The organism is Microbulbifer rhizosphaerae, assembly GCF_014191725.1.
In the GTDB taxonomy this organism is placed as follows: Bacteria; Pseudomonadota; Gammaproteobacteria; order Pseudomonadales; family Cellvibrionaceae; genus Microbulbifer; species Microbulbifer rhizosphaerae.
Window position 1 is genome coordinate 139,306 of sequence record NZ_JACHWZ010000011.1, and the last position, 25,834, is coordinate 165,139.

23 protein-coding genes are annotated in these 25,834 nt (G+C 61.7%); 7 read left to right on the forward strand and 16 right to left on the reverse strand.

The genetic code is table 11. From position 1 onward, the window contains the following. Positions 1 to 86: 86 nt before the first annotated feature. The 8 genes from dnaE to FHS09_RS12885 all read right to left on the reverse strand — a co-directional run bounded on the left by dnaE (position 87) and on the right by FHS09_RS12885 (position 11,382). Positions 87 to 3,644 (reverse strand): DNA polymerase III subunit alpha, encoded by a 3,558-nt coding sequence (gene dnaE / locus FHS09_RS12850; RefSeq protein WP_183460505.1) that lies wholly within the window; start codon positions 3,642 to 3,644, stop codon positions 87 to 89. A 72-nt stretch (positions 3,645 to 3,716) separates the two neighbouring features. Then, a complete protein-coding gene (locus tag FHS09_RS12855; protein WP_183460507.1) occupies positions 3,717 to 3,923 on the reverse strand; it encodes a DUF1289 domain-containing protein in 207 nt (68 codons plus the stop codon). Continuing rightward, entirely contained in the window at positions 3,920 to 4,450 is a 531-nt protein-coding gene (locus FHS09_RS12860) for a gamma carbonic anhydrase family protein (protein ID WP_183460509.1), read from the reverse strand. The genes FHS09_RS12855 and FHS09_RS12860 overlap by 4 nt, the downstream gene beginning before the upstream one ends. 135 nt (positions 4,451 to 4,585) lie before the next feature. Continuing rightward, positions 4,586 to 5,086: a methylated-DNA--[protein]-cysteine S-methyltransferase gene (locus FHS09_RS12865; RefSeq protein WP_183460511.1), complete on the reverse strand. Its 501-nt coding sequence runs from the start codon at positions 5,084 to 5,086 to the stop codon at positions 4,586 to 4,588. Beyond that, on the reverse strand, positions 5,083 to 6,546 hold the full coding sequence (locus FHS09_RS12870) for an AlkA N-terminal domain-containing protein (RefSeq protein WP_183460513.1): 1,464 nt from the start codon (positions 6,544 to 6,546) through the stop codon (positions 5,083 to 5,085). Before FHS09_RS12870 ends, FHS09_RS12865 begins: the two co-directional genes overlap by 4 nt. 237 nt (positions 6,547 to 6,783) lie before the next feature. After that, positions 6,784 to 8,517 carry a dipeptidyl-peptidase 3 family protein gene (locus tag FHS09_RS12875; RefSeq protein WP_183460515.1) on the reverse strand — a complete coding sequence of 578 codons (1,734 nt, stop codon included), beginning with the start codon at positions 8,515 to 8,517 and terminating at the stop codon, positions 6,784 to 6,786. A gap of 252 nt (positions 8,518 to 8,769) precedes the next feature. Then, complete coding sequence (locus tag FHS09_RS12880) at positions 8,770 to 10,587, reverse strand: ABCB family ABC transporter ATP-binding protein/permease (protein ID WP_183460517.1); 1,818 nt, start codon at positions 10,585 to 10,587, stop codon at positions 8,770 to 8,772. A 183-nt stretch (positions 10,588 to 10,770) separates the two neighbouring features. After that, complete coding sequence (locus FHS09_RS12885; protein ID WP_183460519.1) at positions 10,771 to 11,382, reverse strand: NUDIX hydrolase; 612 nt, start codon at positions 11,380 to 11,382, stop codon at positions 10,771 to 10,773. 424 nt (positions 11,383 to 11,806) lie between these two features. Here FHS09_RS12885 and adhP point away from each other — a divergent pair, with 424 nt between their 5' ends. Together adhP and FHS09_RS12895 are read left to right on the forward strand one after the other, a co-directional pair. After that, positions 11,807 to 12,829 carry an alcohol dehydrogenase AdhP gene (gene adhP / locus FHS09_RS12890; RefSeq protein ID WP_183460521.1) on the forward strand — a complete coding sequence of 341 codons (1,023 nt, stop codon included), beginning with the start codon at positions 11,807 to 11,809 and terminating at the stop codon, positions 12,827 to 12,829. 207 nt (positions 12,830 to 13,036) lie between these two features. Then, on the forward strand, positions 13,037 to 13,576 hold the full coding sequence (locus FHS09_RS12895) for an NUDIX hydrolase (RefSeq protein ID WP_183460523.1): 540 nt from the start codon (positions 13,037 to 13,039) through the stop codon (positions 13,574 to 13,576). 56 nt (positions 13,577 to 13,632) lie between these two features. On the opposite strand, the gene FHS09_RS12900 is transcribed toward FHS09_RS12895, so the two are convergent. The 4 genes from FHS09_RS12900 to FHS09_RS12915 all read right to left on the reverse strand — a co-directional run bounded on the left by FHS09_RS12900 (position 13,633) and on the right by FHS09_RS12915 (position 16,685). After that, entirely contained in the window at positions 13,633 to 13,950 is a 318-nt protein-coding gene (locus FHS09_RS12900; RefSeq protein ID WP_183460635.1) for a YqfO family protein, read from the reverse strand. Between the two features lie 102 nt (positions 13,951 to 14,052). After that, positions 14,053 to 14,907, reverse strand: a complete 855-nt coding sequence (trxA, locus tag FHS09_RS12905) for a thioredoxin (protein ID WP_183460525.1) — start codon at positions 14,905 to 14,907, stop codon at positions 14,053 to 14,055. 17 nt (positions 14,908 to 14,924) lie between these two features. Then, entirely contained in the window at positions 14,925 to 15,305 is a 381-nt protein-coding gene (locus FHS09_RS12910; RefSeq protein WP_183460527.1) for an MmcQ/YjbR family DNA-binding protein, read from the reverse strand. 9 nt (positions 15,306 to 15,314) lie between these two features. Next, the gene (locus FHS09_RS12915; RefSeq protein WP_183460529.1) at positions 15,315 to 16,685 is read right to left on the reverse strand and encodes a hypothetical protein; all 1,371 of its coding nucleotides are present in this window, start codon (positions 16,683 to 16,685) and stop codon (positions 15,315 to 15,317) included. 537 nt (positions 16,686 to 17,222) lie between these two features. Between FHS09_RS12915 and FHS09_RS12920 the strand changes: the two genes are divergently transcribed. The 4 genes from FHS09_RS12920 to FHS09_RS12935 all read left to right on the forward strand — a co-directional run bounded on the left by FHS09_RS12920 (position 17,223) and on the right by FHS09_RS12935 (position 20,599). Beyond that, positions 17,223 to 18,344 carry a YncE family protein gene (locus tag FHS09_RS12920; RefSeq protein WP_183460531.1) on the forward strand — a complete coding sequence of 374 codons (1,122 nt, stop codon included), beginning with the start codon at positions 17,223 to 17,225 and terminating at the stop codon, positions 18,342 to 18,344. A 244-nt stretch (positions 18,345 to 18,588) separates the two neighbouring features. Further along, positions 18,589 to 19,356, forward strand: coding sequence for a Mut7-C RNAse domain-containing protein (locus tag FHS09_RS12925; protein WP_183460533.1), 768 nt, complete (start codon positions 18,589 to 18,591; stop codon positions 19,354 to 19,356). 119 nt (positions 19,357 to 19,475) lie between these two features. Beyond that, complete coding sequence (locus FHS09_RS12930; RefSeq protein WP_183460535.1) at positions 19,476 to 19,838, forward strand: MbcA/ParS/Xre antitoxin family protein; 363 nt, start codon at positions 19,476 to 19,478, stop codon at positions 19,836 to 19,838. Further along, positions 19,835 to 20,599, forward strand: coding sequence for an RES family NAD+ phosphorylase (locus tag FHS09_RS12935; RefSeq protein ID WP_221191991.1), 765 nt, complete (start codon positions 19,835 to 19,837; stop codon positions 20,597 to 20,599). The genes FHS09_RS12930 and FHS09_RS12935 overlap by 4 nt, the downstream gene beginning before the upstream one ends. Positions 20,600 to 20,618: 19 nt before the next feature. Here FHS09_RS12935 and nhaA read toward each other — a convergent pair whose 3' ends face one another. Next, positions 20,619 to 22,043, reverse strand: coding sequence for a Na+/H+ antiporter NhaA (gene nhaA / locus FHS09_RS12940; protein WP_183460537.1), 1,425 nt, complete (start codon positions 22,041 to 22,043; stop codon positions 20,619 to 20,621). A 110-nt stretch (positions 22,044 to 22,153) separates the two neighbouring features. Here nhaA and FHS09_RS12945 point away from each other — a divergent pair, with 110 nt between their 5' ends. Then, positions 22,154 to 22,924 carry a TlyA family RNA methyltransferase gene (locus tag FHS09_RS12945; RefSeq protein ID WP_183460538.1) on the forward strand — a complete coding sequence of 257 codons (771 nt, stop codon included), beginning with the start codon at positions 22,154 to 22,156 and terminating at the stop codon, positions 22,922 to 22,924. A gap of 159 nt (positions 22,925 to 23,083) precedes the next feature. Here FHS09_RS12945 and FHS09_RS12950 read toward each other — a convergent pair whose 3' ends face one another. From FHS09_RS12950 to FHS09_RS12960, 3 genes are all read right to left on the reverse strand, one after another. After that, a complete protein-coding gene (locus FHS09_RS12950; protein ID WP_183460540.1) occupies positions 23,084 to 23,314 on the reverse strand; it encodes a DUF1272 domain-containing protein in 231 nt (76 codons plus the stop codon). A gap of 222 nt (positions 23,315 to 23,536) precedes the next feature. Next, complete coding sequence (locus tag FHS09_RS12955) at positions 23,537 to 23,881, reverse strand: 4a-hydroxytetrahydrobiopterin dehydratase (protein ID WP_183460542.1); 345 nt, start codon at positions 23,879 to 23,881, stop codon at positions 23,537 to 23,539. A 361-nt stretch (positions 23,882 to 24,242) separates the two neighbouring features. Then, positions 24,243 to 25,760 (reverse strand): fumarate hydratase, encoded by a 1,518-nt coding sequence (locus FHS09_RS12960; RefSeq protein ID WP_183460544.1) that lies wholly within the window; start codon positions 25,758 to 25,760, stop codon positions 24,243 to 24,245. Positions 25,761 to 25,834: the final 74 nt, after the last annotated feature.

The window sequence follows — 25,834 nt, forward strand, 5'->3', positions numbered from 1 at the left end:
AGAGCGTCACACCAGTGCCACCCGCAAAATTCTCGCCTGCCGCCAAGTTGCATTCGGCCACGAAAACGGTCGTATAAAAATGGCGGCTAGCTTACCGGGATAGAACCAGCTAGTCGAGCCTGCCGCTCGTTGTAGTTGAGCACCACCCGCTGCCGACCGAGCAGTTCGCGCAATGACTGCACCAACTGATCGTTGGGCTCCACATTCCACTCGCCGGGCAACCGATAGATACCGCGGGCATCGCTGCGCGCCACTTCCAGGGTGACACCGCAGTTGCTGCCGGGGCCATTGGTATAAGGCTGCAGGCAGGCGGCCAGCCGCCTGGCCAGCCCCCGCGGTGCGGTGGCGCTGTCCAGCTGCAAACGTACGCCGGTCACACTGCCCTGGCGCAGTTCATCCAGGGTGGACACATTGTTGACGGTCATCTTGAGGCCGCCGCTGTAATCGTCATGGGAGACGGGGCCGTCCAGTACCAATAGGGAGTCCTTGGCAAGCTTTTCCCGGTGCTCACCAAAGGCCTCGCTGAACACCGCCGCTTCCAGGCGGGCACTTCTGTCGTCCAGGGTCACGATGGCCATGGAGTCGCCGCGCTTGGTTTTCATTACCCGCATGGCCACCACCAGGCCCGCCACCTTTTGTGCTTCCCGGCCCGGCTTCAGGTCGGCGATACGCGCCTTGACCAGGTGCTGCAGCTCGTCTTCGTATTCGTCGATGGGGTGGCCGGTGAGATAGAGACCGAGGGTATTCTTCTCTCCCTCCAAACGCTCGCGGATACCCCAGGGGCGCGCGCGGCGGAACTCGGCGTAGACGTCCCCCTCCGCCGCGGAGGGCACCACTTCGCCGAACAGGTCCATCATCCCGGCGCTGGCATTCGCGGCCTGCTGCTCCGCCGCCTTGACCGCCTCGTCCACCGCGTTGAACAGCACCGCGCGGGAGTAGTTTAGGCCGTCGTCGCCGTCGGCGCTGGGGCCGATGCTGTCCAGCGCGCCGGAGCGCACCAGCGCCTCCAGGGCGCGCTTGTTCACCTTGCGCGGGTCGATGCGGGAGCAAAAGTCGAACAGGTCGCTAAAGGGCCCGCCCTCTTTGCGCACCGCGATGATATTTTCCACCGGCCCCTCACCCAGGCCCTTGATGGCACCCAGGCCGTAGATGATGCGGTTGTCGATGTCCACCGAGAACTGGTAGCTGCCCAGGTTCACGTCCGGCGGCACCAGCTCCAACTTCATGGCCCGGCACTCTTCGATAAAGGTCACCACCTTGTCGGTCTTGTCCATGTCCGAGGACATGGTGGCGGCCATGAACTGCGCCGGGTAGTGAGCCTTGAGCCAGGCGGTCTGGTAGGACACCAGGGCGTACGCGGCCGAATGCGATTTGTTAAAGCCGTAGCCGGCGAACTTCTCCACCAGGTCGAAGATCTTGATCGCGAGATCCGGATCGACCCCCTGCTCCTTCGCGCCGCTTTCAAAGATCTCCCGCTGCTTGGCCATCTCCTCGGGCTTTTTCTTACCCATGGCCCGGCGCAGCAGGTCGGCGCCGCCGAGGGTGTAGCCCGCCAGCTCCTGGGCGATCTGCATCACCTGTTCCTGGTAGACGATAACGCCGTAGGTGGGCTCGAGGATCGGCTTCAGTTTCTCGTGCTGGTATTTCGCGTCCGGGTAGGCCACCTGGGCGCGGCCGTGCTTGCGGTTGATAAAGTCGTCCACCATGCCGGACTGCAGCGGGCCCGGGCGGAACAGGGCCACCAGGGCGATCATGTCCTCCAGGTTGTCCGGCTGCAGGCGCTTGATCAGGTCCTTCATGCCGCGGGATTCCAACTGGAACACCGCGGTGGTCTCGGCCCTTTTCAGCATCTTGAAGGTGGGTGCGTCGTCCAGCGGCAGCGCGACGATGTCCAGCGGTTCGAGCCCCTCCCGCGCGCGCTGCTCATCCACCATGCGCTTGGCCCAATCGATGATGGTGAGAGTGCGCAGGCCGAGGAAGTCGAATTTCACCAGCCCGGCGTCTTCCACGTCGTTCTTGTCGAACTGGGTCACCAGACCGCCGCCGGACTCGTCGCAGTAGAGCGGCGCGAAATCCGTGAGTTTGGTGGGGGCGATCACCACGCCGCCGGCGTGCTTGCCCACGTTGCGCGCAACCCCTTCCAGCTGCACCGCCATCTCCCAGATTTCCTGGGCCTCTTCGTCGCTTTCCAGGAATTCGCGCAGGATTTCTTCCTGGTCGAACGCCTTCTGCAGGGTCATTCCCACGTCCGGCGGAATCATTTTCGACAGCTTGTCGGCCAGGCCGTAGGATTTGCCCTGCACCCGCGCCACGTCGCGCACTACCGCCTTGGCGGCCATGGTGCCGAAGGTGATGATCTGGCTCACCGCTTGGCGGCCGTAGTTGTCCGCCACATAGCCGATCACCCGGTCGCGCTTCTCCATGCAGAAGTCCACGTCGAAGTCGGGCATGGATACCCGCTCCGGGTTGAGGAAGCGCTCGAACAGCAGGTCGTACTGCAACGGGTCCAGGTCGGTGATATCCAGGGAATAGGCCACCAGCGAGCCGGCGCCGGAACCCCGCCCCGGCCCCACCGGGATATCGTGTTCCTTGGCCCACTGGATAAAGTCCATCACGATCAGGAAGTAGCCTGGAAAGCCCATCTGGATAATGATGTCCAGCTCGAAGCGCAACCGGTCCTCGTAGACCTTGCGTCGCGAAGCGTAATCCGGCGCGGACTTGTCGAGAATTTTTTCCAGGCGCCGCTCCAGCCCATCGAAGGAAACCTTCTCGAAGAACTGGTTTTCGGTCATGCCCTCGGGAATCGGGTATTCCGGCAGGAAATACTTGCCCAACTGGATCGGCGAGGTACAGCGCTTGGCGATTTCCACAGTGTTGTGCAGCGCCTCGGGGATATCGCTGAACAGCTCCCACATTTCCTCGGGGGTGCGAAAATACTGCTGCGGGGAATAGCGGCGCTCGCGCCTGGGGTCGTCCAGCGCGCGGCCCTCGTGAATGCACACCCGCACTTCATGGGCCTCGAACTCGCTCTCTTCGAGGAAGCGCACGTCGTTAGTGGCCACCACCGGCAGTTGCAGTTCCTGCGCCAGAGCCACCGCGCCGTGCAGGTATTCCTCCTCCCCGGGGCGGCCGGTGCGCTGCAGTTCCAGGTAGTAGCGCCCGGGAAAGGTCTGCGCCCACTCCCCGGCCAGGTCCCGCGCCTGGGCAGTGCGCCCGGCCACCAGCGCGCGGCCCACATCGCCGAACCTGGCCCCGGAAAGTGCCAGCACCCCGGCGCTATACTCCTTCAGCCACTGGCGGCGGATATAGGCCTGGCCGTGGTACTGCCCTTCCATCCAGGCGCGGGAGATCAGCTCGGTGATATTGCGGTAGCCGTCGCCGTTCATGGCGTAGAGGGTGATCAGCGTGGGCTTGTCCTCACCGCCCTCGCTGAGCCAGAAATCCGCACCGGTAATCGGTTTGATACCGGCACCCAGGCAGGCTTTGTAGAACTTGATCTGGCCGTAGAAATTGGTCTGGTCGGTGAGCGCCAGTGCCGGCATCTGCAGCTCTCCCGCGCGGGCCACCAGCGGCTTAATGCGCACCAGGCCATCGATCAGGGAAAACTCGGAGTGGGCTCTTAAGTGGACAAAAGGTTGGGTCATGTTTTTTCGATCTAATTCTCGGCAACTTAACCTGTAGGAGCGGCCGCTCCTACAAGGTATTTTTAAAATTCTTTACCAGAGGCGGCCCATCTGCCGCGCGCGCTCTGTACAGCTGTGCAATACCTGCCGCCGCTCGTCATCGCACATGACGCCCCACCGGCTGATCTCCCGGCCGCTGCGAAAGCAGCCCTCGCAGATATCGTCGCTGTTGAGTGCGCACACGGAAATACAGGGGGATTTTACCGGCCGCCCGGCCGCCGCTTCTCTCTCTGACCTCACGAATCGGAAACCGGGGTGAGCTGTTCGGAAAAATACCGGCCGTTGGCCGCGTAGTGGTCGCTGCTGGCCTTGAGCAGTTCGAAGGTGGATTCGTCGAGGGTTTTGACCACCTTGCCCGGGGTGCCCAGCACCAGGGAATAATCGGGGATCTCGGTGCCCTCGGTGACCAGGGCGTTGGCGCCGACAATACAGCAGTTGCCGATCCTGGCCCCGTTCAGCACCACCGCATTGATCCCGATCAGACTATAGTCACCTATTCCGCAGCCGTGCAGCATCGCCTTGTGGCCGACAGTCACCCCCTTGCCGATGGTAAGGGGAATACCGGGGTCAGTGTGCAGCACCGCGCCGTCCTGGATATTGCTGTATTCGCCGATGGTGATCCGGTCGCAATCGCCGCGCACCACGGCGTTGAACCACACGGAGCTGTGGCCGAGCAGTTGCACATCGCCGATTACCTGGGCCCCCGGGGCGATATAGTGCCCCTCGCCTTCCAGTTGCGGTTGTTTTTCACCCAGTTTGTACAGCATTTGACTCCCGCGTTCCGATCATTCAGGCGCGCTATTATCGCGGTCTGAGGGGATTGTGGCCAGCGGATGGATCTTGCGCTTTTGCCAGGGGCGGCTGCGCCGCCTTGCGGAGCTGGAACTCCACGGTCCCAGAGGTTACAACAGCTGATTCTGTTGTACGAAACCAGCCCCTTCCAGGGTCAGCAGCCGCGCCTTCATCTCCAGCCCGCCAGCGTAGCCGGTCAGGCTGCCGTCGGCACCGATCACCCGGTGACAGGGGATCACCACCGCAATGCGGTTGGCGCCGTTGGCCCGCGCCACCGCTCGGATCGCCTTCAGGTTGCCCAGCGCCTCCGCCTGCTCCCGGTAGCTGCGGGTGTTCCCGTAGGGAATGCGCAGCAGCTCATCCCAGACGCGACGCTGGAAATCCGTGCCGCGGGGATTCAGCGGCAGCTCGAAATCCCGGCGCCCACCGGCGAAGTATTCCTCCAGTTGCCGCGCGGCCAGGTCGGTCTGCGCCGTGGACTGCCGCTGCCAGTCTTTCTCCAGTCGCATGGGGCGCTCGGCGCTGTGGAACTCCAGTGCCACTATGCCCTCGTCGTCTGCGGCTATACCCACCTCGCCGAATCCGGTGGAGTAAATTTCATAACTGATCATTGATCCTCTCCATTCTTTAGCGACTGCCACAACAGCAGCGCGCCGTAGGCCCGCCAGGGCCGCCAGTTCTCGGCCCGTGCCAGGGCCTGCGTCGGTTTGGCTTTCTCGCCGTTTTTCCCAAGTGCCTGCAGTATGCCCAGGTCGGATGCGGGGAAGGCGTCCGGCATGGACAGGCCGCGCATGGCGATGTACTGCGCGGTCCAGTCGCCGATACCCGGCAGCGCGGTGACCCGGGCACACCAGTCGGCCAGCTCCGTTTCGGCGAAATTCACCCGCCCGTCCAGGGTGGCGGCGACGAATTCGCGCAGGGTCTGCGCCCTCGCGCGGGTCAGTCCCAGGCCGTCGAAATCGGCATCCGCCAGTTGCTGCGGAGCTGGAAACAGCCGGTGCTCCTCCCCCGAGTCGTCGACAAAGGATTCGCCATAGCGAGCCACCACCCGCCCGGCGATGGTGGTGGCCGCAGCGACCGAGATTTGCTGGCCGAGAATCGCCCGCATGGCGTATTCGAACGGGTCCCAGGCTCCGGGCAGGCGCACCCCCGGTGTGCGGGCGAGCTCCCGCGCGAGCAGCGGGTCCGCAGCCAGCTGCGCGGTGATCTCCGCAGTATCCGCATCCAGGTCGAACAGCCGGCGCAGGCGCTGGTTCAGCAGGTAGAGCGCCGCGCCGCCCTCCCCGGAGACCTCCACCACCAAGCGGTTTTTCGACCCTTGGTCGCGCACCCGCAGCACACCGCGCACCCCGTCCAGCACAAAGCTGCGGCGGTACACCTCGTCCTCCACCTGCTCCACACCGGCAAGAGCCCGGGCGCGGAAAAACGCCAGCAGTTCCCGCCAGTGGAACGGCGGCCGGTAGTGGAGGTAGAGGCGGGTACCCGAAGCCCCGGCGCCACCCGCCTCCCCCTCCACCGATTCCCGGCGCACATCCGAGGGCGTGCGCCGGTAGATATGTTTGAACACCCCGTTGAAGCGGCGCAGGCTGTTGAAGCCGGACTCGTAGGCAATCTGCGACACCGGCAGGCCGGTATCCCGCAGCAGCCCGAACGCGAACAGCGCCCGCTCCGCCTGCCACACCGCCAGCGGGCTCACCCCCAGGTGCTCCGCGAACAGCTGGCGCAGGTAGCGGCTGCTGACCCCGAGCCTGTCCGCCAGCGTCTCGATGGACTGGGCCTCGCGCTCGCTACGCATCAGCTTCAGCGCCCGCTGCACCGTGGTGGACACCAGCCCCCAGGCCGGACTGCCCGGCGCCGCATCCGGCCGGCAGCGCAGGCAGGGCCGGTAGCCCGCGTTCGCCGCCTCAGCGGCGGTGGCGTAGTAGGTGACATTGCGCTCCAGCGGGGGCCGCGCGGGGCAGATGGGCCGGCAGAAGATCCGGGTGGTCTTCACCGCGGTAAAGAATCGCCCGTCGAACCGCCGGTCACGGGCGAGGCGGGCGCTGGAACAGATACTGTGGTCGAGTTGCACGGCAATCTCCTCTGGTTGCGGGCCAGTTTAGGAGCGGGCGGCATCGTGTACTAGTCATTTTCGGAAGCGACAGAAAGGAACTTCTGTGTCGCGGCTGGCCGGAAAGGGGAGCGAGCGCAAAGACTGAGGAGTCGATATGAAAACGGCCGGTGTTCTCGCGGATGAACAGCAGGGAACTGTTCACCTGCCGGACCAATGGCAACGGCCCACAAGCGGGGCCGTGCCAGCGGCTTTATCCTATTTCAGGCCCAGCACTTCCCTGCCCTGGATAAAGGTCACGTCCACCGGAATATCCGCTTCCGACAGGCGGTCCAGGTCGGCTTGGAGTTCGGCACCGACCACGCCCTTGCTGTCCAGCAGTTGTTTGGCTTTGGCGTAGTCGCCGTCGCCCTGGATGGTGAGGATCAGGTTCGACAGTTTGGTCATCGCGTCCTGCATCTTGTCGAAATCCACACTGTACTCGCCGGTTTCGGCATCGCGGGTAAAGGCGCCCTGCTCCTTGAAGAAGTTGAAGCGCATCATATTGGCCTTGCCGTGGGCGCTGGCGGCGCCGAAGCGCACGCTGCGGAAAATGCTGGCGAGGAAGGTGACGTAGTTGTCCATCAGTTCGCCGTCTTCCAGTTCGCCCTTCCCGTGCAGCTCGGTCACCATATACAGTCCGAGGATATCCGCCTTGCCCTCTTCCAATGCGGAGGAGGACTCCTTCAATGCCTGGCGCACGTTTTGAGGTTCAGAGTCGCCGTCGGTAACGGTCTTCTTGATGCCCAAGCCGTGGGCCACTTCGTGGAACATGGTGTTGGCGAAGAAGGCCGGGAAGGTGATGTGCTTGCGCTGGTCGTCGGCGATCAGCAGGTCGCTGATGGGCACCAGTATCTTGTCGAACTTGGCGCGCATGGCGTTCTTCAGCTGCAGGCGGCGGGTGCCCTTGGCCAGTTGCACCTCTTCGTCGTTGGGTAGGTTGATGGCGATGGTCTTGGAGCCGGCGTTGCTGTGGCCCGCGTAGTAGAGCACATCGTAGGCATTCAGGTCGGAGTCGGTGCCCGGTGTTTCCGATTTGTACTTCTCCGCTACCGGCAGGCCCTTTTGCAGTTCCGGCAGGAAGGCGGCGAACTTGGCCAGCTTTTCGCTCCACTCCTTGTCTTTCAACAGCACATAGGATTCGTAGGCGGTGCGGTAAGCGAACAGCTGGTCCTCGTAGTTTTCGATAGGGCCGATCACCACGTCGATGGCATTGTTCTTCATATCCATCCAGGCCATATCGCTGGGACGGAAGTCGTCGCTCACCAGGGCATCGGCGCGCAGGCGCAGGTAGTTGGCGAACTCCTCGTCCTTCGCCAGCCCGCCGGCCTCGCGCAGGATTTCTGCGGCGCGGGTCAACTGATCCTTGTAGGCCTGGCTGTAGGGCACCAGTTCCAGCTTGCCCTCAGTGTTGCGGCGCACCAGGGAGTAGAGGCCATCCTTGCCGGGCTGTTTCCAGGCTTCGAATTCGGCTTTGGTCATATCCGCGGGGTAGAAGTTGGCCCCCAGCGGTTTGGGGCCATAGCCTTTGATAAAGGGCTCGTTGTTGTTCAGGCGGTCCCAGGGGCCGTAATTGATTTTGGCGAATTCGCGCTTGCGGCTGTCCTCGATACTGGACAACAGCTCCTCCGCAGGGCCGTAGGATTGCAGCCAGAAGAGGTGGTCCATGATCTTGCTGGCGTCGATCAGCAGGCCGATCATCTGCCGCTGGTTGTCGGAGAGATCGGATAGGTCCGCATTCAGAATCACCGGGGCATAGATATCGAAGCGGTCGTCGGCGTTTTCCACCGGCTGTTTTTTAGCCGCCGGTACCGTTTCGGATTCGACGATACGGGCTTCAGTTTCAGTCTGTTCCGCGTTTTCCGCCTGCTTGTCCCGCGGCGAGCAGGCGCACACAAAAATCAGTGCCAGCAGTGTGGCGACAATCTGTACAGTTTTTATCGGCGTTTTCATAGGAATTGTGCCTGTCGTTATCTTTACTCCGGCGCCACATTAGTCCGGCGCCGTGGTTTTATCAAGAAGGGGGAAATGGCCCGTCGGGATTGTAAGAACTTTGTTTCAAATCAGGTTCTCATTGACTCGTCGTTCCGGCGCAGGCCGGAACGCAGTTGCCACCGAACGGGATACCGGTACCGGATCAAGTCCGGCATGACATTCCTGCACCGGTATGATGAGTAAACGAGAGCTTGAATTGAAACAGGGTTTCTAAACGGATGACACAGCAGAAGGTAGCGCTTCCGCACTGTGCTCCTGCTGCTGCATCCGCCACAGCGCCGCGTAGTGGCCGTCCCGGGCCAGCAGCTCGCCGTGGGCACCCCGCTCGACGATACGGCCCCGGTCCATCACCAGGATCACATCCGCGTCCACCACCGTGGACAGCCGGTGGGCGATCACCAGGGTGGTCTGCTCGCGGGCGATCTCCCCCATGGCGGCGAGAATGCCCCGTTCGGACCGGCTGTCCAGGGATGAGGTGGCTTCGTCGAACACCATGATCGGGGGCCGCTTGAGCAGTGCACGGGCGATGGCCACCCGCTGTTTCTCACCGCCGGAGAGTTTCAGCCCACGCTCCCCCACCAGGGTATCCGCCCCTTCCGGCAGCTGCCGGATAAAGTCATCCAATTGCGCGTGACGTATCGCCTCCATTACTTCCTCGTCGCTGGCGTTCGCGCGGCCGTAGCGCACGTTTTCCAGGATCGACTGGTTGAACAGCACCGCGTCCTGGGGCACCACGCCGATGGCGCGGCGCAGGGACTGCTGGTCGACCTCGCGGATGTCCCGACCGTCGATCAGGATGCGGCCATCGCTGACGTCGTAAAAGCGGAAGAGCAACTTGAACAGGGTGGACTTGCCGGCGCCGCTGGCGCCGACGATGGCGACTTTCTGCCGCGGCGCCACCGAGAAGCTGACACCGCGGAGGATTTCCCGGTCTTCGCGGTAGCCGAAATGTACCTCCTCGAAATCGATACGGCCGCTGCGCACCTCCAGCTCGCGGGCATCGGGGTTATCGCTTACCGCCGGCTCCACCGCGAGCAGCGCGAACATTTTCTCGATATTCGCCAGGGCGCCTTTCATTTCCCGGTAGACAAAACCGAGAAAATTCAGCGGGATAAAGATCTGCATCATGATGGCGTTGATCAGCACAAAGTCGCCAATCGTCATCGCGTCGCGGGTCACATTGACGGCGGCGAGCACCATAGCGCCACACATGGCGCTGGCAATAATCAACGCCTGGCCCGCGTTGAGGCCGAACAGGGACAGGCGGTTCTTGCGCCGCGCGGATTCCCAAAAAGCCAGCTCGCGGTCGTAGTGGCGCGCCTCGTGGGCTTCGTTGCCGAAATATTTCACCGTCTCGTAGTTGAGCAGGCTGTCCACCGCGCGGCTGCTGCTCTGGGATTCCGCCTGGTTCAGCTCGCGCACGAAGCGGGTGCGCCACTCGGTGGCCACCACGGAAAAGCCGATATAGGCCACCACCGCGCCCAGCACCAGCAGCGCGAAGGCAGCACTGTAGTTCCACCACAACAGCCCCACCACCATGGCGATTTCCACCAGTGTCGGCACTATGTTGAACACCATAAAGCGCATCAGGAAACCGATGCCCGCGTTGCCGCGCTCGATATCCCGCGACAGGCCGCCGGTGCGGCGGTTGAGGTGGAAATCCATATCCAGCCTGTGCAGGTGCTCGAACACCTCCAGCCCCACCCGGCGCTGGGCGCGTTCGGTAACGCGGCCGAAAACCGTATCGCGCAGTTCGCCGAACAGCACGCTGGAAAAACGCACCGCGCCGTAGGCCAACAGCAGCCCCAGCGGCAGCGCGACGGCCTGAGCCGCACCGCCGGCGCTGTCCAGGTCGTCGACGATATGCTTGAGCAGAAACGGCAACCCCACCCCCGCCACCTTGGCCCCCACCAGGCACAGCAGCGCCAGCGAGACCGCACGCTTGAATTCCAGCAGGTAGGGAAACAGGGACTTCAGTGCGCCCCAGTGCACTTGGTCCAGGGCGATATCGGATTTGGGTCTGGGCATGGCTCTGCTCGCGAATAACTGGCGCGCATTATACGCACGCGGTTGACAGCAATGCGGTAAGGGTAGGCCCTCAAGCAAGCTTGAGGTCAACAAGCTTCCGGCGGCGGGACCGGAACAGCGCTGACTGAAAACTGGGATCGCGGCCATGGGCCGCTCCTACGGGCAAGAGCAATGCGGCTCGCCTTAATTCAATGCCCGCAGCGGCACATCGTCCCGCCGGCCTATAGGCGCATCCAGTACCTTGACCAGGAACTCGGTCAGCACGCCTGCGGTAAAACCCCAGATTTCGTAGCCGCGGTAGAGATAGGCGGGCAGGTAGACGGCGCGCTGGTCGATAGTGATCCGGTCGGTGCGGATACGGGGATCGGCCAGGAAGAACGACAGCGGCACGCGGAAAACCGCATCCAGTTCGCCGGGGTTGGGGGTCAGGTTCACATCGGGGGAAACCACGCCCACCCAGGGAGTGACCTGTACCTGCCAGCGGGTGCTGCGCGACCACAGCGGGCCCAGCAGGCGAATCTGGCCGGCGGGGAGTCCGATCTCCTCCTCCGTTTCCCGCAGGGCGGTGAACTCCAGCGAGGGATCGGTTTCGTCCCAGCGGCCGCCGGGCAGGGATACTTCCCCGGAGTGGGTGGAGAGATGGCGGGCGCGAAGGGTGAGGATGACCTGCGGGTCCGGCTCCTCGGTCAGGGCCAGCAATACCGCGGCATGTCCCTGTAAATCGGGGCCTTTCGGTACCTTTTCCAGCAATTGGCCGCTCAATTTGGCGAGTTTGTGTTCGATTACATCCAGCATAGGGTCACTGCTCAAACCACCAATTCACAAGGTGGCTGTACAAACTATACGCTAAAGCCGAAAGTGATCAAATTGGCCGCTACAATCGTCACTTGTCGCCTTCCAATCACAATATGAAACCCATAAAACCATTATAGGCAGCATAAGCATCGCAGGTTGCGCCAACAACAACCCCCTAACCCATCATTGTTTTCTCGCTCCTGGCCGTCGGCAGGGTAATTGACCTGTTGATTGATGTACCTCAATTCAGCCTCGTTGGCCCTATCTATACTCCCCGTGTGTAATCCCGGCGACTGAGGCCGTTTTCGCCCGGGACGAAGCGCAGTGAGCGCCGTACGGGTCGTTCGAACTACGACAGAGGTCTGCGGGCTTTAGTGAACAGGTTCCATACCAACAGAATCAGAGAAAAAAGGCGGGCCACCAAATGTCCAGGACTATGAAAGCTGCCGTTGTACATGAGTTTGGCAAACCGTTATCCATCGAGGAAGTGACGGTTCCCAATGTTTCTCCAGGAAAAGTTCTTGTCAAAATAGAAGCCTCCGGCGTTTGCCATACCGATTTGCATGCCGCGGCAGGGGATTGGCCGGTCAAGCCCAATCCGCCATTTATTCCCGGGCACGAAGGGTCCGGTGTTGTGGTTCAGGTTGGTGAAGGCGTAAAGATTGTCAAAGAGGGGGACCGGGTCGGGGTACCCTGGCTGCACACCGCCTGCAGACACTGTCACCATTGCGTAACAGGTTGGGAGACTCTCTGTGGAGAACAGTTGAATACCGGTTATTCCGTCAATGGCTGCTTTGCCGAGTATGTGCTGGCGGATGCTGATTATGTCGCCCGTTTGCCCAGAGGGTTGGCGTTCGACAGTTCCGCTCCGATTCTCTGCGCCGGGGTAACGGTTTACAAAGGCTTGAAGGAAACCGAATGCAAGCCCGGAGAAACTGTCGTGATTTCAGGTATCGGCGGACTCGGGCATATGGCCGTTCAGTACGCCAAAGCCATGGGGATGAAAGTGATTGCGGTGGATATCGACGATGAAAAGCTGAAACTGGCCAGTTCCCTGGGGGCGGATTTGACCCTCAACGCTAAAAACACAGATCCCGTAGCTGAAGTACAGAAGCAAATGGGGGGCGCCAACGGCGTGTTGGTTACCGCCGTTTCCGGCAGTGCATTCACACAGGGTGTGGGCATGCTGGGGCGTCATGGCACCATGGTGCTCAACGGCCTGCCTCCGGGCACTTTCGACCTCGATATCTTTGATACGGTGCTATCGCGCAAAACCATTCGCGGCTCAATTGTCGGCACCCGTGCGGACCTTGAAGAGGCGTTGGAGTTTGCCGGTGACGGCAAAGTGGAATCCCACTTTACCACTGAGCCTATCGACAATATCAACAGCATTTTCGACCGCATGAGGGAAGGAAAAATTGAAGGCCGGATCGTTATGACCCTTTAGCTGACAAACCGGTTCTAGGAACGGCTGGAAAACATAGCGAGCAGGCGCCAAGTGGGGGCTGGCGTGGCCTTCACTGACGGTCGCGGTAGCGGGCACTGCATGACCCGCCGGATCGTTCGCGCCCCGGTCGATGGCTGATCCTCGACCCTCCCTGGATCACGGCTCCGACAGACTGACGGCCGGCGCGGACGCGGTTATACTGGCGCCATGAAATTCTGCAGTTACTGCGGCAGCGACGCCGTCACTTTCTCCATTCCCCAGGGCGATGACCGCCCCCGCCACCTGTGCGGGAATTGCGGCGCAATCCACTATATCAACCCCCGGGTCATCGTCGGCGTGCTTCCCTACCTCGGCGACCGGGTGCTGCTGTGCAAGCGAGCCATAGAGCCGCGCCTGGGGCTCTGGACCCTGCCGGCGGGTTTTATGGAAAACGGCGAGACCAGTGAGGAGGGGGCTCTTAGGGAGTCCTGGGAGGAAGCGCGGGCGAATATTCGCGTGAACGATCTCTATACCGTCTACGATATCCCGCATATCAACCAGTTGTACCTGATCTATCGCGGCGAGCTCCTTGATACAGATTTCGGCCCGGGGCCCGAGTCACTGGAGGTGGCGCTGTTCGGGGAGGATGAAATCCCCTGGGAGGAAATGGCCTTCCCAATTATGCATCGGGCCCTCGAGCACTATTTCGAGGACCGCAAGGGGAGCGGCTATCCCCTGCACCGCGGCGTTATCCACCGCAAACTATAAACGAATGCAGGAAAAGCAGGGGCAAACCTTTGTTCGTCGCTGGAGGCGAATACGGATCAACCGCAGCGCTCGTCCAATTTCCACAGGTCGAACGCCGGCTCCTCATAGGGGTGTGCCTCGCGCAGTGCGGCCAGCGCTGCGTCCACCAACTCGTCGGCGCACACCATCTCCACCCGGTATTCCGATACCTGTTCCACTACACCGATCTCGCCGATAAACGGCTGGCTGCCGGCCTGCGGGCGGAACTGGCCGATGCCCGGCACCTGCCAGCAACAGCAGTCGTAGTCGCCGATCCGGCCCGCGCCGGCGGCGAACAGTGCGGTTTTCACCTTCTCCAGGTGGGTTTCGGGAATATAGACGCAGAGTTTGTACACGGTTTCTCCAGCCCTGTAGGAGCAATCGCTGGCCGCGATAGCCGGCCGATATTTTCCCACATCGATCGCGGCCAACGGCCGCTCCTACAGAGTCGATTCAAATCAATAAAGCAGGGTCATCAGCTTGCGCTGGTACTGTGTCGCCAGTGGATCACCAGCCCCCAGGCTCTTCACCATATCCAGGTAGGCCTGCCTGGCAGCGCCGTCGGCAAAATTCATATCCCGGCGCAGGATGTCCAGCAGCAGGTCCAGCGCCTCCTGGTGGCGCTGGTTCTGGCTGTACTGTATCGCCAGTTGGTAGGCGGAATCGAAATCCTGCGGATTTTTTTCCAGCGCCTGCTGCAAAGCTTTGATCTCCGGAGAGTCCGCCGCCTGCTGCTTGAGTTCCAGCTGCGACATCAACTGCTGGTAGTCGCTGTCCTGATCCGCCAGCATGATCTTGCCCAGCACCGTCTCCGCCTCCTGGGTGCGATTCTGCTCCAGCAGCACCGCCGCCAATTGCTTGGCGATATCCGCGCGCTCATCGGACTCGCTGTAAGCCTGGCGCAGGACCGGCAGTGCCTCGTCCAGCCTGTTCTCCGCCACCAGCGCCTGGGCCTGCTGCAGTTTCAGATCCCAGGGTTTGGGCAGGTACTTGTCCAGCATTTCGCGGATCTGTTTCTCCGGCTGAGCGCCGGCAAAGCCGTCCACCGGCTGGCCGTCCTTCAGCACCATCACCGTGGGCAGGCTGCGCACGCCCAACTGGCCCGCCAGCATCTGCTCGGAGTCCGCATTGACCTTGGCGAGCAGGAACTGGCCGTCATATTCCTTGGCCAGCTTCTCCAGCACCGGCATCAGCTGCTTGCAGGGCTCGCACCAGTCGGCCCAGAAATCCACCACCACCGGGCGTTTCATGGATTCCTCGATCAGTACCTGCTGGGCGTTCTGCGCCGTTACATCGACTATAAATTCGTTCACAACTACTCCTGATTCATTTATCGGTAGACCGCATCCGGTCCGTAAGCCAGTTCCAGGGCTTCGCGTTCGACCTTCCGCAGCCCCTTGACCACCAGCCCGTAGGAATTGTCCATCATCCTCTCAATTTCATAGCTCGGCACACTGCCGTCCAGCAACACCGTGTTCCAGTGCTTCTTGTTCATATGGTAACCGGGCAGCACGCCCGGGAAAATATCCCGCAACGCCTGGGCCTCGTCGGGATCGCATTTGAGGTTGACGCTGACTACGCCCCTGCGGGTGCTCAGCAGGGCGAACATCTTGTCTTTTATCTTGAAAACCGCGGCATCCGGGCCGAAAGGGAAGTCCTCGACAGCTTCGGGGCGGGAGAGCAGATAATCGCGCGCAGCTTTGTAGTCCATCGCCCGTGCCTACCAGTTAAGGGAAGAGGGCAGCCGCGGCGACGACAGCAATTTGCCAAAGCGCTGCCAGCGTTCATCGACAGAATCCGCGCCCTGCTCCACATAGTCCGCCACCAGCTGCTTGCCCCAGTTGTAGTTGATCACATAGGCCCCGTAGGCATCCACGAAGCGCAGGCGCTGCCTGGCCTTTTCCGGGCTCATCAGGGTGTATTGCTGGAATAATTCCACCACCTCGTCGCCGTCGATTTCACCGTTGATATACTGGCGGGCGATCTCGTTGCCGGCGAAGCTGAGTTTTTCGATCAACTCCAATACACGATCGTATTTTTCTGCATCGGCCGGATTCAGTCCCGCGAGCGGGTACAGCACTGACTTTTCAAACTCAATCTTTTCTCCGCCGGGAAACGCCAGCTCGATGCCATAGTTGGCGCTGCCCTCGGCGATCAGGGACTGGGGGCTAAATAGCGGGTAGATGCTGTATTCCACCCAACCGCGCTTGTTCACCAGTTCGTCTTCCAGCAGCGCATTGTAGGTGTGGTGGCCGGGGTAACCCTCGTGGCAACCGAGGTCTATGGCGCGGTCGATCATGATCGGCAGTTCGGTGTTCACCTGGATCAGGCTCTGCGCATTGCCCTGGTACCAGTTGTAACCGCTCCAGGGTTTGTCGGTGACATATTCCAGCACGAAATTCTCATTGGCCGCCAGCCCGATATGTTGTTTGGTGCGCTCTCGGCAGGCGTCGATGGCGGCATCGAATACCGCCTCCAGCTTGTCCGCGGGGATTTCGAACTGTTTCTTGAATTCCTGGACGCGCAGGTGCAGGGGGCCGTCCCCGGGGAGCAGCTCGTCCAGCTCGGCGAGTACCGGCTCAAACTCGGCAAATACCTGCTGCGGCGGCTGGGTGTCGTAGAGCAGTTGCGCCTCGCGAGCGAAATTCCTTTCCCCGTTTCGGGCCAGGCTCTCGGCGTGGGCCTGCACCGCGCGCAGTTGGGTCTTCAGGTAGTGAGCGCGCAGGTTGTCGATGGCGCCGTCCGCGGCAATCTCGCCCGGCAGCTGCTGTATCAACTCCTTCGCGCGCCGGGCCAGGTCGGCGGGCGTCGCCGCGCTCGCGGCCGCCTTCTCCTTCCACTCCTTGGGGCCGTAGTAGGCATCCACATAGGTCTCGTCATGGTTGCCCAGTTCCAGCACCAGTTCCACATAGGCCTGCGCTACAGCATCCTTATCCACCTCCCCGGCACCGGCCGCTTCCACCTGCTCCGATACCCCTGCGTCTACCGCCGCCTCGCCGAACTTTTCCTCTTTCTTGCCGCCGCAGGCGCCGAAGGCCAGCAGTATTGCCACTACGGCCAGCGGCCAGTGCAGTGTACGGATCAGGTTCATGCCGGTTTCCCCTTTGTTTACTCGTTTTTTTGTGAGGGTTCGCTGCCACAAATCCTGCTCGTCCAGTGCCAAGTCTATCGGTGGGCAGTGCGCCGATAGCCGCTTTCCAGACCGCAACTTCTACCCTCGGCGGCGACATAACCCACAGCGAGTTCCTACCGGCGGCTACTATAGCGGCTCTCCATTTACTCGGCTAATGGCTCTTGCGATTTTGAAGGCGAAATCCTGCTGCATTTTCCAGACTTCATAATAGCTATCGCTCATCAGCATCTGGACAGGTATCCGGGCGCGGTCAATGTTTGTCGATTCATACTGCTCCCCACCTGCGGAATATTCTCTATTCACCTCCCCCCACGCCGTGGCATTTGACCCCGCCGGTGGCGGCGAGCTGGCCGTGGTTGCCGAAGGGGAGGGCTTCGGTCGTGGCGACATCTTCTTGGGTGTCAATCTCAACGACGGCAGCAAGACCCTCTCTCCGGGCCGGACGAGGAAGGGACCAAGCTCGGCAAAGGCCCTCGACTCAACGAGGTCGGAGATATGCTGTTTGACCCCAGCGACGCCAGCCGGATCTGGGCCACCGACACGGGCCACGACAAGGTCTTTGTGGTGGATCTGAGCAGCGGCGACCGGTTTCCGCTGGAAAACAGTCTGGGCAGCGGCCCGGACTTCCTTCGCCTCGCCGCTGTGGCACTGCTGCCCAACGCCAGTTCCGGCCAACCCGCGGCGGTGGTGCTGAGTGGAGCAGACCAATCGCTCTACGGCATGAACCTGATCCCGGGCAGCACCCTCGGCGACCGCGCCCCGCTCTCCGGCTTCGATGCGGACAACCCCAACCAGATTCGTGGGGAAGGCCCGCAGTTGCGCAACCCTCGAGACCTGGTGGTGGATGCCGCCAACCGCCGCTTGCTGGTAGCTGATTCGTCGGCGCAGGTCGTGGTGGCCGTGGACCCGGAAAGCGGGGATCGTTCCATCCTCTCCGGTGATGCCGTGGGCGGGGGGCCGGCATTCGGCAGTATCCGGGCGGTGGCGGTGGATGCTGCCAACAACCGCGTATTGGTGGCCCAGAGGGGCGGCCTGGTCGCGGTGGATCTGGACAGTGGCGATCGCGCCCTGATCTCAAGGGGAGACGGCACCGACGAGACAGACATCGGCACCGGCCAGGCGATTCTGGACCCGATATCCGCGACGCTGGATACGCAGAACAACCGCCTGCTGCTGGTGCAGTTAATTAACGAAGATATAGGCCACCTGATGAGCGTGGATCTGGCCACTGGCGACCGGGCGGTGATCTCGGATCAGGCTACCGGCAGTGGCAATGTACTGGTGACCCCGAAATCCGTCTCTCTGGACCCTGCCAACAACCGCGCGGTGATAGTGGATTCACAATTCCTGGGGACCAACAACGACACTGTTATCGCTGTGGATCTGGACACCGGCGACCGCAGCGTAATTTCCGGCCATGACCGGGGCCCGGATGGCGAATTCAACAGCGGTGATGAGCAGCTGATTGGCGGCGGCAGCCCCTTCAACGCGTCAGCCGTCCTGAGCGACGCCGCTTTCGATGCAGAACAGGGGGTTCTATATGTCACCGACAGCGCCACCGGCAGCCTGGTCGCGGTGGATCGACAGCGGCGACCGGGTGCTGGTGTCCGGGTTTGATTTCTGACCCAGCTTTTTATTATTAACCCGGCAATAAAATATTGCCGGGTTAAGGGACGGGGCCGTTTTTTCGCAATGCTGCGTTGCAGTTCGCTTATGTGGCGGGCCACACCGCGCTCACTGCACCTTGCCTTGCGAAAAAACGGCCTCCGTCGCAGCCATCGAATTTAGTGTGCACAGGCCCTAGACTGAAAAGTGCGAAGACTCAGTCAGTGGCGCTGAACTCCGGCGCCTTTTTCTGCCTATGGCCAGTGTCACCTTTCGCTTCTACCGGGAACTGAACGACTTCCTGCCGCGACACCGGCGCCAGCGCGCCTTCGTCCGGGAGTATGTGCCGACCGACTCGGTGAAGGACGCCATCGAGAATGTCGGCGTGCCGCACACAGAGGTGGACCTGGTCCTGGTGAATGGCAAGTCGGTGGATTTCGCTTACCGGCTGCGCGACGGCGACCGCGTCAGCGTCTACCCGGTGTTCGAGGCGCTGGATATCTCCGACGTCACCCGCCTGCGCCCGCGCCCCCTGCGCGTCACTCGCTTCGTGCTCGACTGCCACCTGGGCCGCCTGGCCGGCTACCTGCGCATGCTGGGGTTCGACAGCCTGTTCCGCGGCGACTACCACGACGATACGCTGCTGCGCATTTCCGTCGAGCAGCGGCGTATCCTGCTGACCCGCGATCTGGAACTGCTGAAGCGCAAGCAGTTGCGACGCGGCTACTATGTGCGCGCCACCAGGCCGCGCCAGCAACTGGCCGAAGTGGTGCAGCGGCTGCAACTGGAGCGCAAGGCCCTCCCCTTTTCCCGCTGTATCGCCTGCAACGGCCTTCTGGCTGAGGTGAGCAAGGGGGCGGTGGAACCGCTGCTGCCGGAGAATACCCGCCGCTATTTTCACGAGTTCTTCCAATGCGGGGACTGCCGGCGCGTCTATTGGAAAGGCAGCCATTTCGAACGCATGCAGTTGCTGGTACAGGAAGTGCTGCAACACACCGGCGATAGCAGCGAACCGCCAGCATGACATTTTCCCAGGAGTGCTTCACGGGCAATGGTAAAGTTTCCATTGCATTTTGGGACTTATTTGGTTATTTTTCCCATAATGAGCGGCTATTTATCCCAGAGTGGAAGTGGAGACGGTCTATGCACAAGATCCAGGTTGATCCGGAACACGCCCTGGCAGAGGGCTTTTTCGGCGCCGCCGCGGCCCTCGGGCTCGGCAATACCGAACTGATGGCGGTGCTGGGACTTAGCCGCTCCTCCCTGGGCCGCCTCAAGCAGGGGGGCACCATAGATCCCTGCTCCAAGACCGGCGAAATCGCCATGCTGGTGATCCGCATCTACCGCTCCCTGGTGCCGCTGAACGGCGGCGATACCGCCAACATCCGCCACTTCATGCAGACCTACAACCACCATCTGGGCGGCCGCCCGCTGGAACTTATCCAACGCATCGACGGCCTCGCGCGAACCTGTAACTACCTGGACGCCATTCGGGGCGCAGCTTGAGCACCTCGGGACACGGCTCGAATATCTGGGCCGAGGCGCAGGGAGAGCGCTACATCCGTCCCCTGGACGGCCAGTGCTGGCGCATCGTGGAAAGCCAGCGCCAAGTGGCCACGGTGTCGATCACCAGCAGTCTGGAGAGCCAGGCAGTACTGGAGGAACTGCTGGAAACCCACAGCAAACCGCCCCTGCCACCGGCAGCCGCTGACCTGCACTACCTGCTCGGCTCCCCCTTCCGTTACCCGCCATTGCTCTGGGGCTCCCGTTTCGGCCGGCACTTCGAGCCGGGAATATTCTACGGCGCAGTGCAGATAGATACCGCCCTCGCGGAGTGCGCCTTCTATCGTTTTGTGTACCTATCCGGCATGGATACCCCGCCCCCCAACCGCATCGACACCCAACACACCGCCTTCACCCTGCGCTACAGCTGCGAGCGGGCCGTACTGCTGCAACAGCCGCCGTTCAACCGCTACCCGTCTCTCAGTTCCCCCTCGAGCTACCATGACAGCCAGGCTCTGGGCAGCGAAATGCGCGAGCGCGAGGTGCAGCTGGCGCAGTATGTCTCCGCACGGGACCGGCGCGGCGGCATCAACGTGGCTATTTTCGATCCCACTGCACTGGTGAGCCGGCGCCCGGCGCGGGAGACGGGTATCTATTCCCAAGCCACTATCGATCGCGTCGAGTTCAAGGTGGGTAGCCGCCTCTACCAATTTGCCCGCAGCCAGTTCGAAGTGGACGGCCGGCTGCCAATGCCGCCCTCTTAATCAACCCCGCTATACTGGCCTAGCCCTCCTCCCTCCGTTGCTCGATCTCCTCTTCTTCCGGTTCGAATTCCTCCGACACCGGCGCCCTGCGCAATACCAGGAAACCCGCAATGCCGGCGATCACCGACGCTAGCAATACACCGGCCTTGGCCTGCACCAGCAATTCCGGATTACCGGGAAAAGCCAGTTCGGAAATAAAGATTGACATGGTAAAGCCGATCCCTCCCAACAGCGCCACGCCGACAATATGGTGAAAGCTGGCGGCGGTGGGCAGCGTGCCAAACCCCAGCTTCCAACCCAACCAGGTGGCGCCGACGATGCCCACCAGCTTGCCCAGCACCAAACCGCAGATCACCCCCAGGGTCACCGGATTGAACACCGCGGTGGTACTGGTAAAGCTGTCCACGGGAATGCCGGCATTGGCCAGGGCAAAAATGGGGATCACCAGGAAAGCCACCGGTATATGCAGGCGTGTTTCCATGCGCTGCAATGGCGACTGCGCCATACTGACTCCTTTGCCCAGCGCGTTCACCCGCGCGCGCAGGGCATCGTTGGCGATGATCCTGTCCCCGGGGCGAAAGCAGCGGTCAAAGCTGCGGATAATATCCTTGACGAAAGTGCTGAATGCCACCGGATCGTATTTCGGCCGGGCCGGGATGGCCATGGCGGTGACCACCCCCGCCAGGGTGGCGTGCACACCGGTGATATGCAGCTCGTACCAGAGTAAAACCCCCACAAAGATATACGCGGGAGAGCGACGGACGCCGGCGAATTTCAGCAACCAGAGGATTACCACCAATATACCCGCCACCGCCAGCGCCACCATATTGACGCTATCGGTGTACCAAATGGCGATCACCAGTATCGCGCCCAAGTCATCGACGATGGCCAGCGCCACCAGGAAGGTCACCACCGCCCGCGGCACCCGATTGCCCAGCAGGGCGATACAGCCCACCGCGAAGGCGATATCCGTGGCCATGGGGATTCCCCAACCCCGCGCCCCCTCGGTACCGCTGTTGAAAGCTGCGTAGATCAGCGCCGGCACCAGCATGCCACCGACGGCCGCCATCACCGGCAGCACCGCATGTTTCAGGTCCGACAGCTCGCCCACCAGAAACTCGCGCTTGAGTTCCAGGCCGACGAGAAAGAAGAAGATGGCCATCAGACCGTCGTTGATCCAATGGTGCAGGCTGAGGGAGAAGTCCCAGTCGCCGGCATTCAGGCTGACGGGTAGTTCCAGCAGGTGTTCATAGCCTTCCTGCAGTGGGGAATTGGCTATGATCAGGGCAATCACCGCGCAGGTTATCAACAGCAGGCCGCTGCTGCTCTGGCGGTGAATAAACTCCTCGAAAGGCGTTACCAGGCGCCCAAAGGCTCCCTCCAGAGGTGCCTGGAAAACTCTCCCCTTGCGAACCCTGAATTTGCCCAGAACGCCTTTCGCCATCTACCGCCAACCTCCCGTATCCACTAAGCATAGAGCTTCTCAACGGCGTGGGCGGAGGTTAGGATGGCATCCACTTCATCCATCATGCCGACAGAAACTCATAACCATTTATGACTCGACTGGATCTGCTACTGGTACAGCGCCACCTGGCCAGCTCTCGCACCCATGCCAAGAAGCTGGTGGATGCCGGCCGGGTATGGCTCGCCGGTGGCGCCGGCTGGCAACCGGCACAGAAAGCCGGGCAACCGGTGGGCGAGGACTGGGAGCTGCGGGTGGAGCCGTTGCCGGAAGACCGCTATGTCTCCCGCGCCGGGCTCAAGCTGGCGGCAATCCTGGACTATACAGGGCTGGACCCGCGCGGCTGGCGCGTGCTGGACGTGGGCTGCTCCACTGGCGGCTTCAGCGACTGCCTGCTACAGCGCGGCGCGGAACTGGTAGTGGGTGTGGACGTGGGGCGCGGTCAATTGGCACAGAAACTGCGCGATGATCCCCGCATGCGACTGTTCGAGGGCGTGAATGCTCGCAATCTGGAGGCCGCGCAACTGGCGCCCTATGGCAACGATGGTTTCGACGCCATTGTGATGGACGTGTCGTTTATCTCCCAGACCCTGATACTGCCCCGCCTGCCGGCACTGTCGAAACCCGGCGGTCACCTGCTCGGCCTGGTAAAACCCCAGTTCGAAGTGGGGCCGGAACATATCGGCAAGGGCGGGCTGGTGCGGGACGAAAAGCTCTATCCCCAGGTGCGGGAGAAAATCACCACCCTGTGCGAATCGCTGGGACTGGAAGTGGAGGCCTATATCGACAGCCCCATCAAGGGCGGGGACGGCAACCGGGAATTTCTGCTCTGGGCACAGAAGGCCAGGGAAAACCTTCTGTAGGAGCGGCGGGGCGGCCATCCGCCGTTGGCCGCGACCTGCATCGCCAACGACAATGCCGTTCGCAGCCAACGGCCGCTCCTACAAGGGCTTTATCCGACCGCGGTTACAGGATTTTCGTCACCACCCCGGTCTTCACCGAATTGGCGAGAAAGAACAGCATCACGGTAAGAGTCTCTGCAATTTGGCTTTAAAGCCGTGGTCCGGCACTTCTGTCGGTGAACTGGTGCGAGTCGGACGCTGCGCCAACTGGCCCTGGCAGTTTGGACAGCTGTGTTTCAGCGCCTCTTTGCACTGCGGGCAGAAAGTGCATTCGTAGGAACAGATATAGGCCCGGTCAGCCAGCCCCAGTCGAACGCCGCAGCGTTCACAGCTCGATTTCATTCTCAACATGGCAGCCCCGTTTGGTACATTAAACCTGAATCCTTGACGTCATGACGGCGCAGAGCACAAGCTTTTGACGCCACAGCGAATTTTCCTCAGTCGGACGTAGTCCCGGATACGCCACTCCTTCGGAAAATCCACTGTGACGCCAATATCTTGCACTCTGCATCCGCCCTGAAGTCACGGAGTCAGGTTAAACAAAAAACGAAGCGCCAGCCGGGAGGCTCGTTGCTACTCCGCTTCCAGTTGTCGGTCGGTGCGCGCGGCCAGAATAAAGTCGTTCTTGTGCAACCCTTTGGCCTCGTGGCTCCACCAGGTCACAGTGACCTTACCCCACTCAGTCAACAGTGCAGGATGGTGACCAGCCTCTTCCGCAATCTCGCCCACGCGGTTGGTAAATGCCAGCGCCTGCTTGAAATTGCGGAATTTGAACACCCGCTCCAATTGCATAATTCCGTCGCGGGAGACCGGGGTCCAGTCGGGGATTTCCCGCAACAATTCCGCCAGTTCTTCGTCACTGACCAGCGGTGCGTCAGCTCGGCAGGCTTCACATTTTTGCTGGGCGAGATCAGTCATGGGGTAGCTCCTATCAATTATTATTTATTGAGTTGCGCCCCACTCTACCCGCCGCTTTGTGTGGAAACAAGCGAACCGACAGAAAACCAATTTTATTTGGTTTTGCCCCAAGCAAATGGGACAGAGTGCTAAAAAAAGCGAAGAAATATTTAAACTGAATGAGCGACCACGGGCCGCAATACGAGGCCCTGATGCCGGTGGCTGCTTACGGGACCATCGCGGCCACGAATGACCGCGATGGGCTACGGGGAAGTATTCACAGCGTGTCCCGCAAACAGCCGCCGGTGACAGGTCACCGGAACTTTAATTTAGCGCCCTTTCCGACCCATAAGCAGAGCTGGAGTTCCGCGCTCCTTGGGAATTATTTTACCGCCACCTCGCCGGCGGCGATTTTTTCCTTCCAGATCAGCGGTCCGGTGTTGTGTACCGATTCGCCCTGGCTGTCCACCGCCACGGTTACCGGCATATCCTCCACCTGGAACTCGTAGATGGCCTCCATTCCCAATTCCGGGAAGGCGACGACTTTGGCGTCCTTGATGGCCTGGGCCACCAGGTAAGCTGCGCCCCCCACGGCCATCAGGTAGACGGCCCGGTTGTCGCGGATCGCCTCAATCGCCGTGGGGCCGCGCTCGGCCTTGCCGATCATTCCCAACAGACCGGTCTCCTCCAGCATGGTGCGGGTGAACTTGTCCATACGCGTGGCGGTGGTGGGGCCGGCGGGACCGACCACTTCCTCGCGCACCGGGTCCACCGGGCCCACGTAGTAGATAAAGCGGCCCGCCAGGTCCACCGGCAGGGACTCGCCCCCGGCGAGGATATCCACCATTTTCTTGTGGGCGGCGTCGCGGCCGGTGAGCATTTTGCCGTTCAGCAGCAAGGTCTCCCCCGGCTGCCAGCTGAGCACGTCCTCGCGGGTCACCGTATCCAGGTTTACGCGGCGGGTGTTGCCACCGGCTTCCCGCGCCACCTGCGGCCAGTCTTCAAGCTTCGGCGGGACCTGACGCGCCGGGCCCGAGCCATCGAGGGTGAAGTGGGTGTGGCGGGTGGCAGCGCAGTTGGGAATGATCGCCACCGCCTTGTTGGCGGCGTGGGTCGGGTAGTCCCTGACCTTGACATCCAGCACCGTGGTGAGGCCGCCGAGGCCCTGGGCGCCGATGCCGAGCCGGTTGACCTTGTCGTACAGCTCCAAGCGCAGTTCTTCGGCCCGATTGGAGGTCCCGCGCTCTTGCAGTTCCTGGATATCGATGGGATCGAGCAGCGACTCCTTGGCCAGCAGCATGGCCTTCTCCGCGGTACCGCCGACGCCGATACCGAGCATGCCCGGCGGGCACCAGCCAGCCCCCATCTTCGGCACCATCTCCAGCACCCATTCGACTACCGAGTCGGAGGGATTCAGCATCGCGAATTTGCTCTTGGCTTCACTGCCGCCGCCCTTGGCGGCGACATAGACCTCGACGGTATCGCCGGGAACTATCTCGTAGTGAATCACCGCCGGGGTGTTGTCGCCGGTGTTCCTGCGCGCGCCGTCCGGATCCTCGAGGATTGAGGCGCGCAGTACATTGTCGGAAAACTGGTAGGCGCGGCGTACGCCCTCGTTGACCATATCGGTCACGCTCATCTCCGCATCCCAGCGCACATTCATGCCCACTTTCAGCTTGACGGTCACAATGCCGGTATCCTGGCAGATGGGACGGTGGCCCTCGGCGCACATACGGGAATTGATCAGAATCTGCGCCATGGCGTCCCTCGCCGCCGGGTTGGCTTCCTTCTCGTAGGCCTTGTGCAGGGCCTGAATGAAATCCTGTGGGTGGTAATAGGAGATAAACTGCAGCGCATCGGCGACGCTGTTGATAAGGTCATCCTGGCGGATAGTGGTCATGGCCGGCTCCGGTGTAACATCTCGAAGGCGGCGATTTTACACGAATTGTGGGACTTTGGCGGGGATTGGATCCA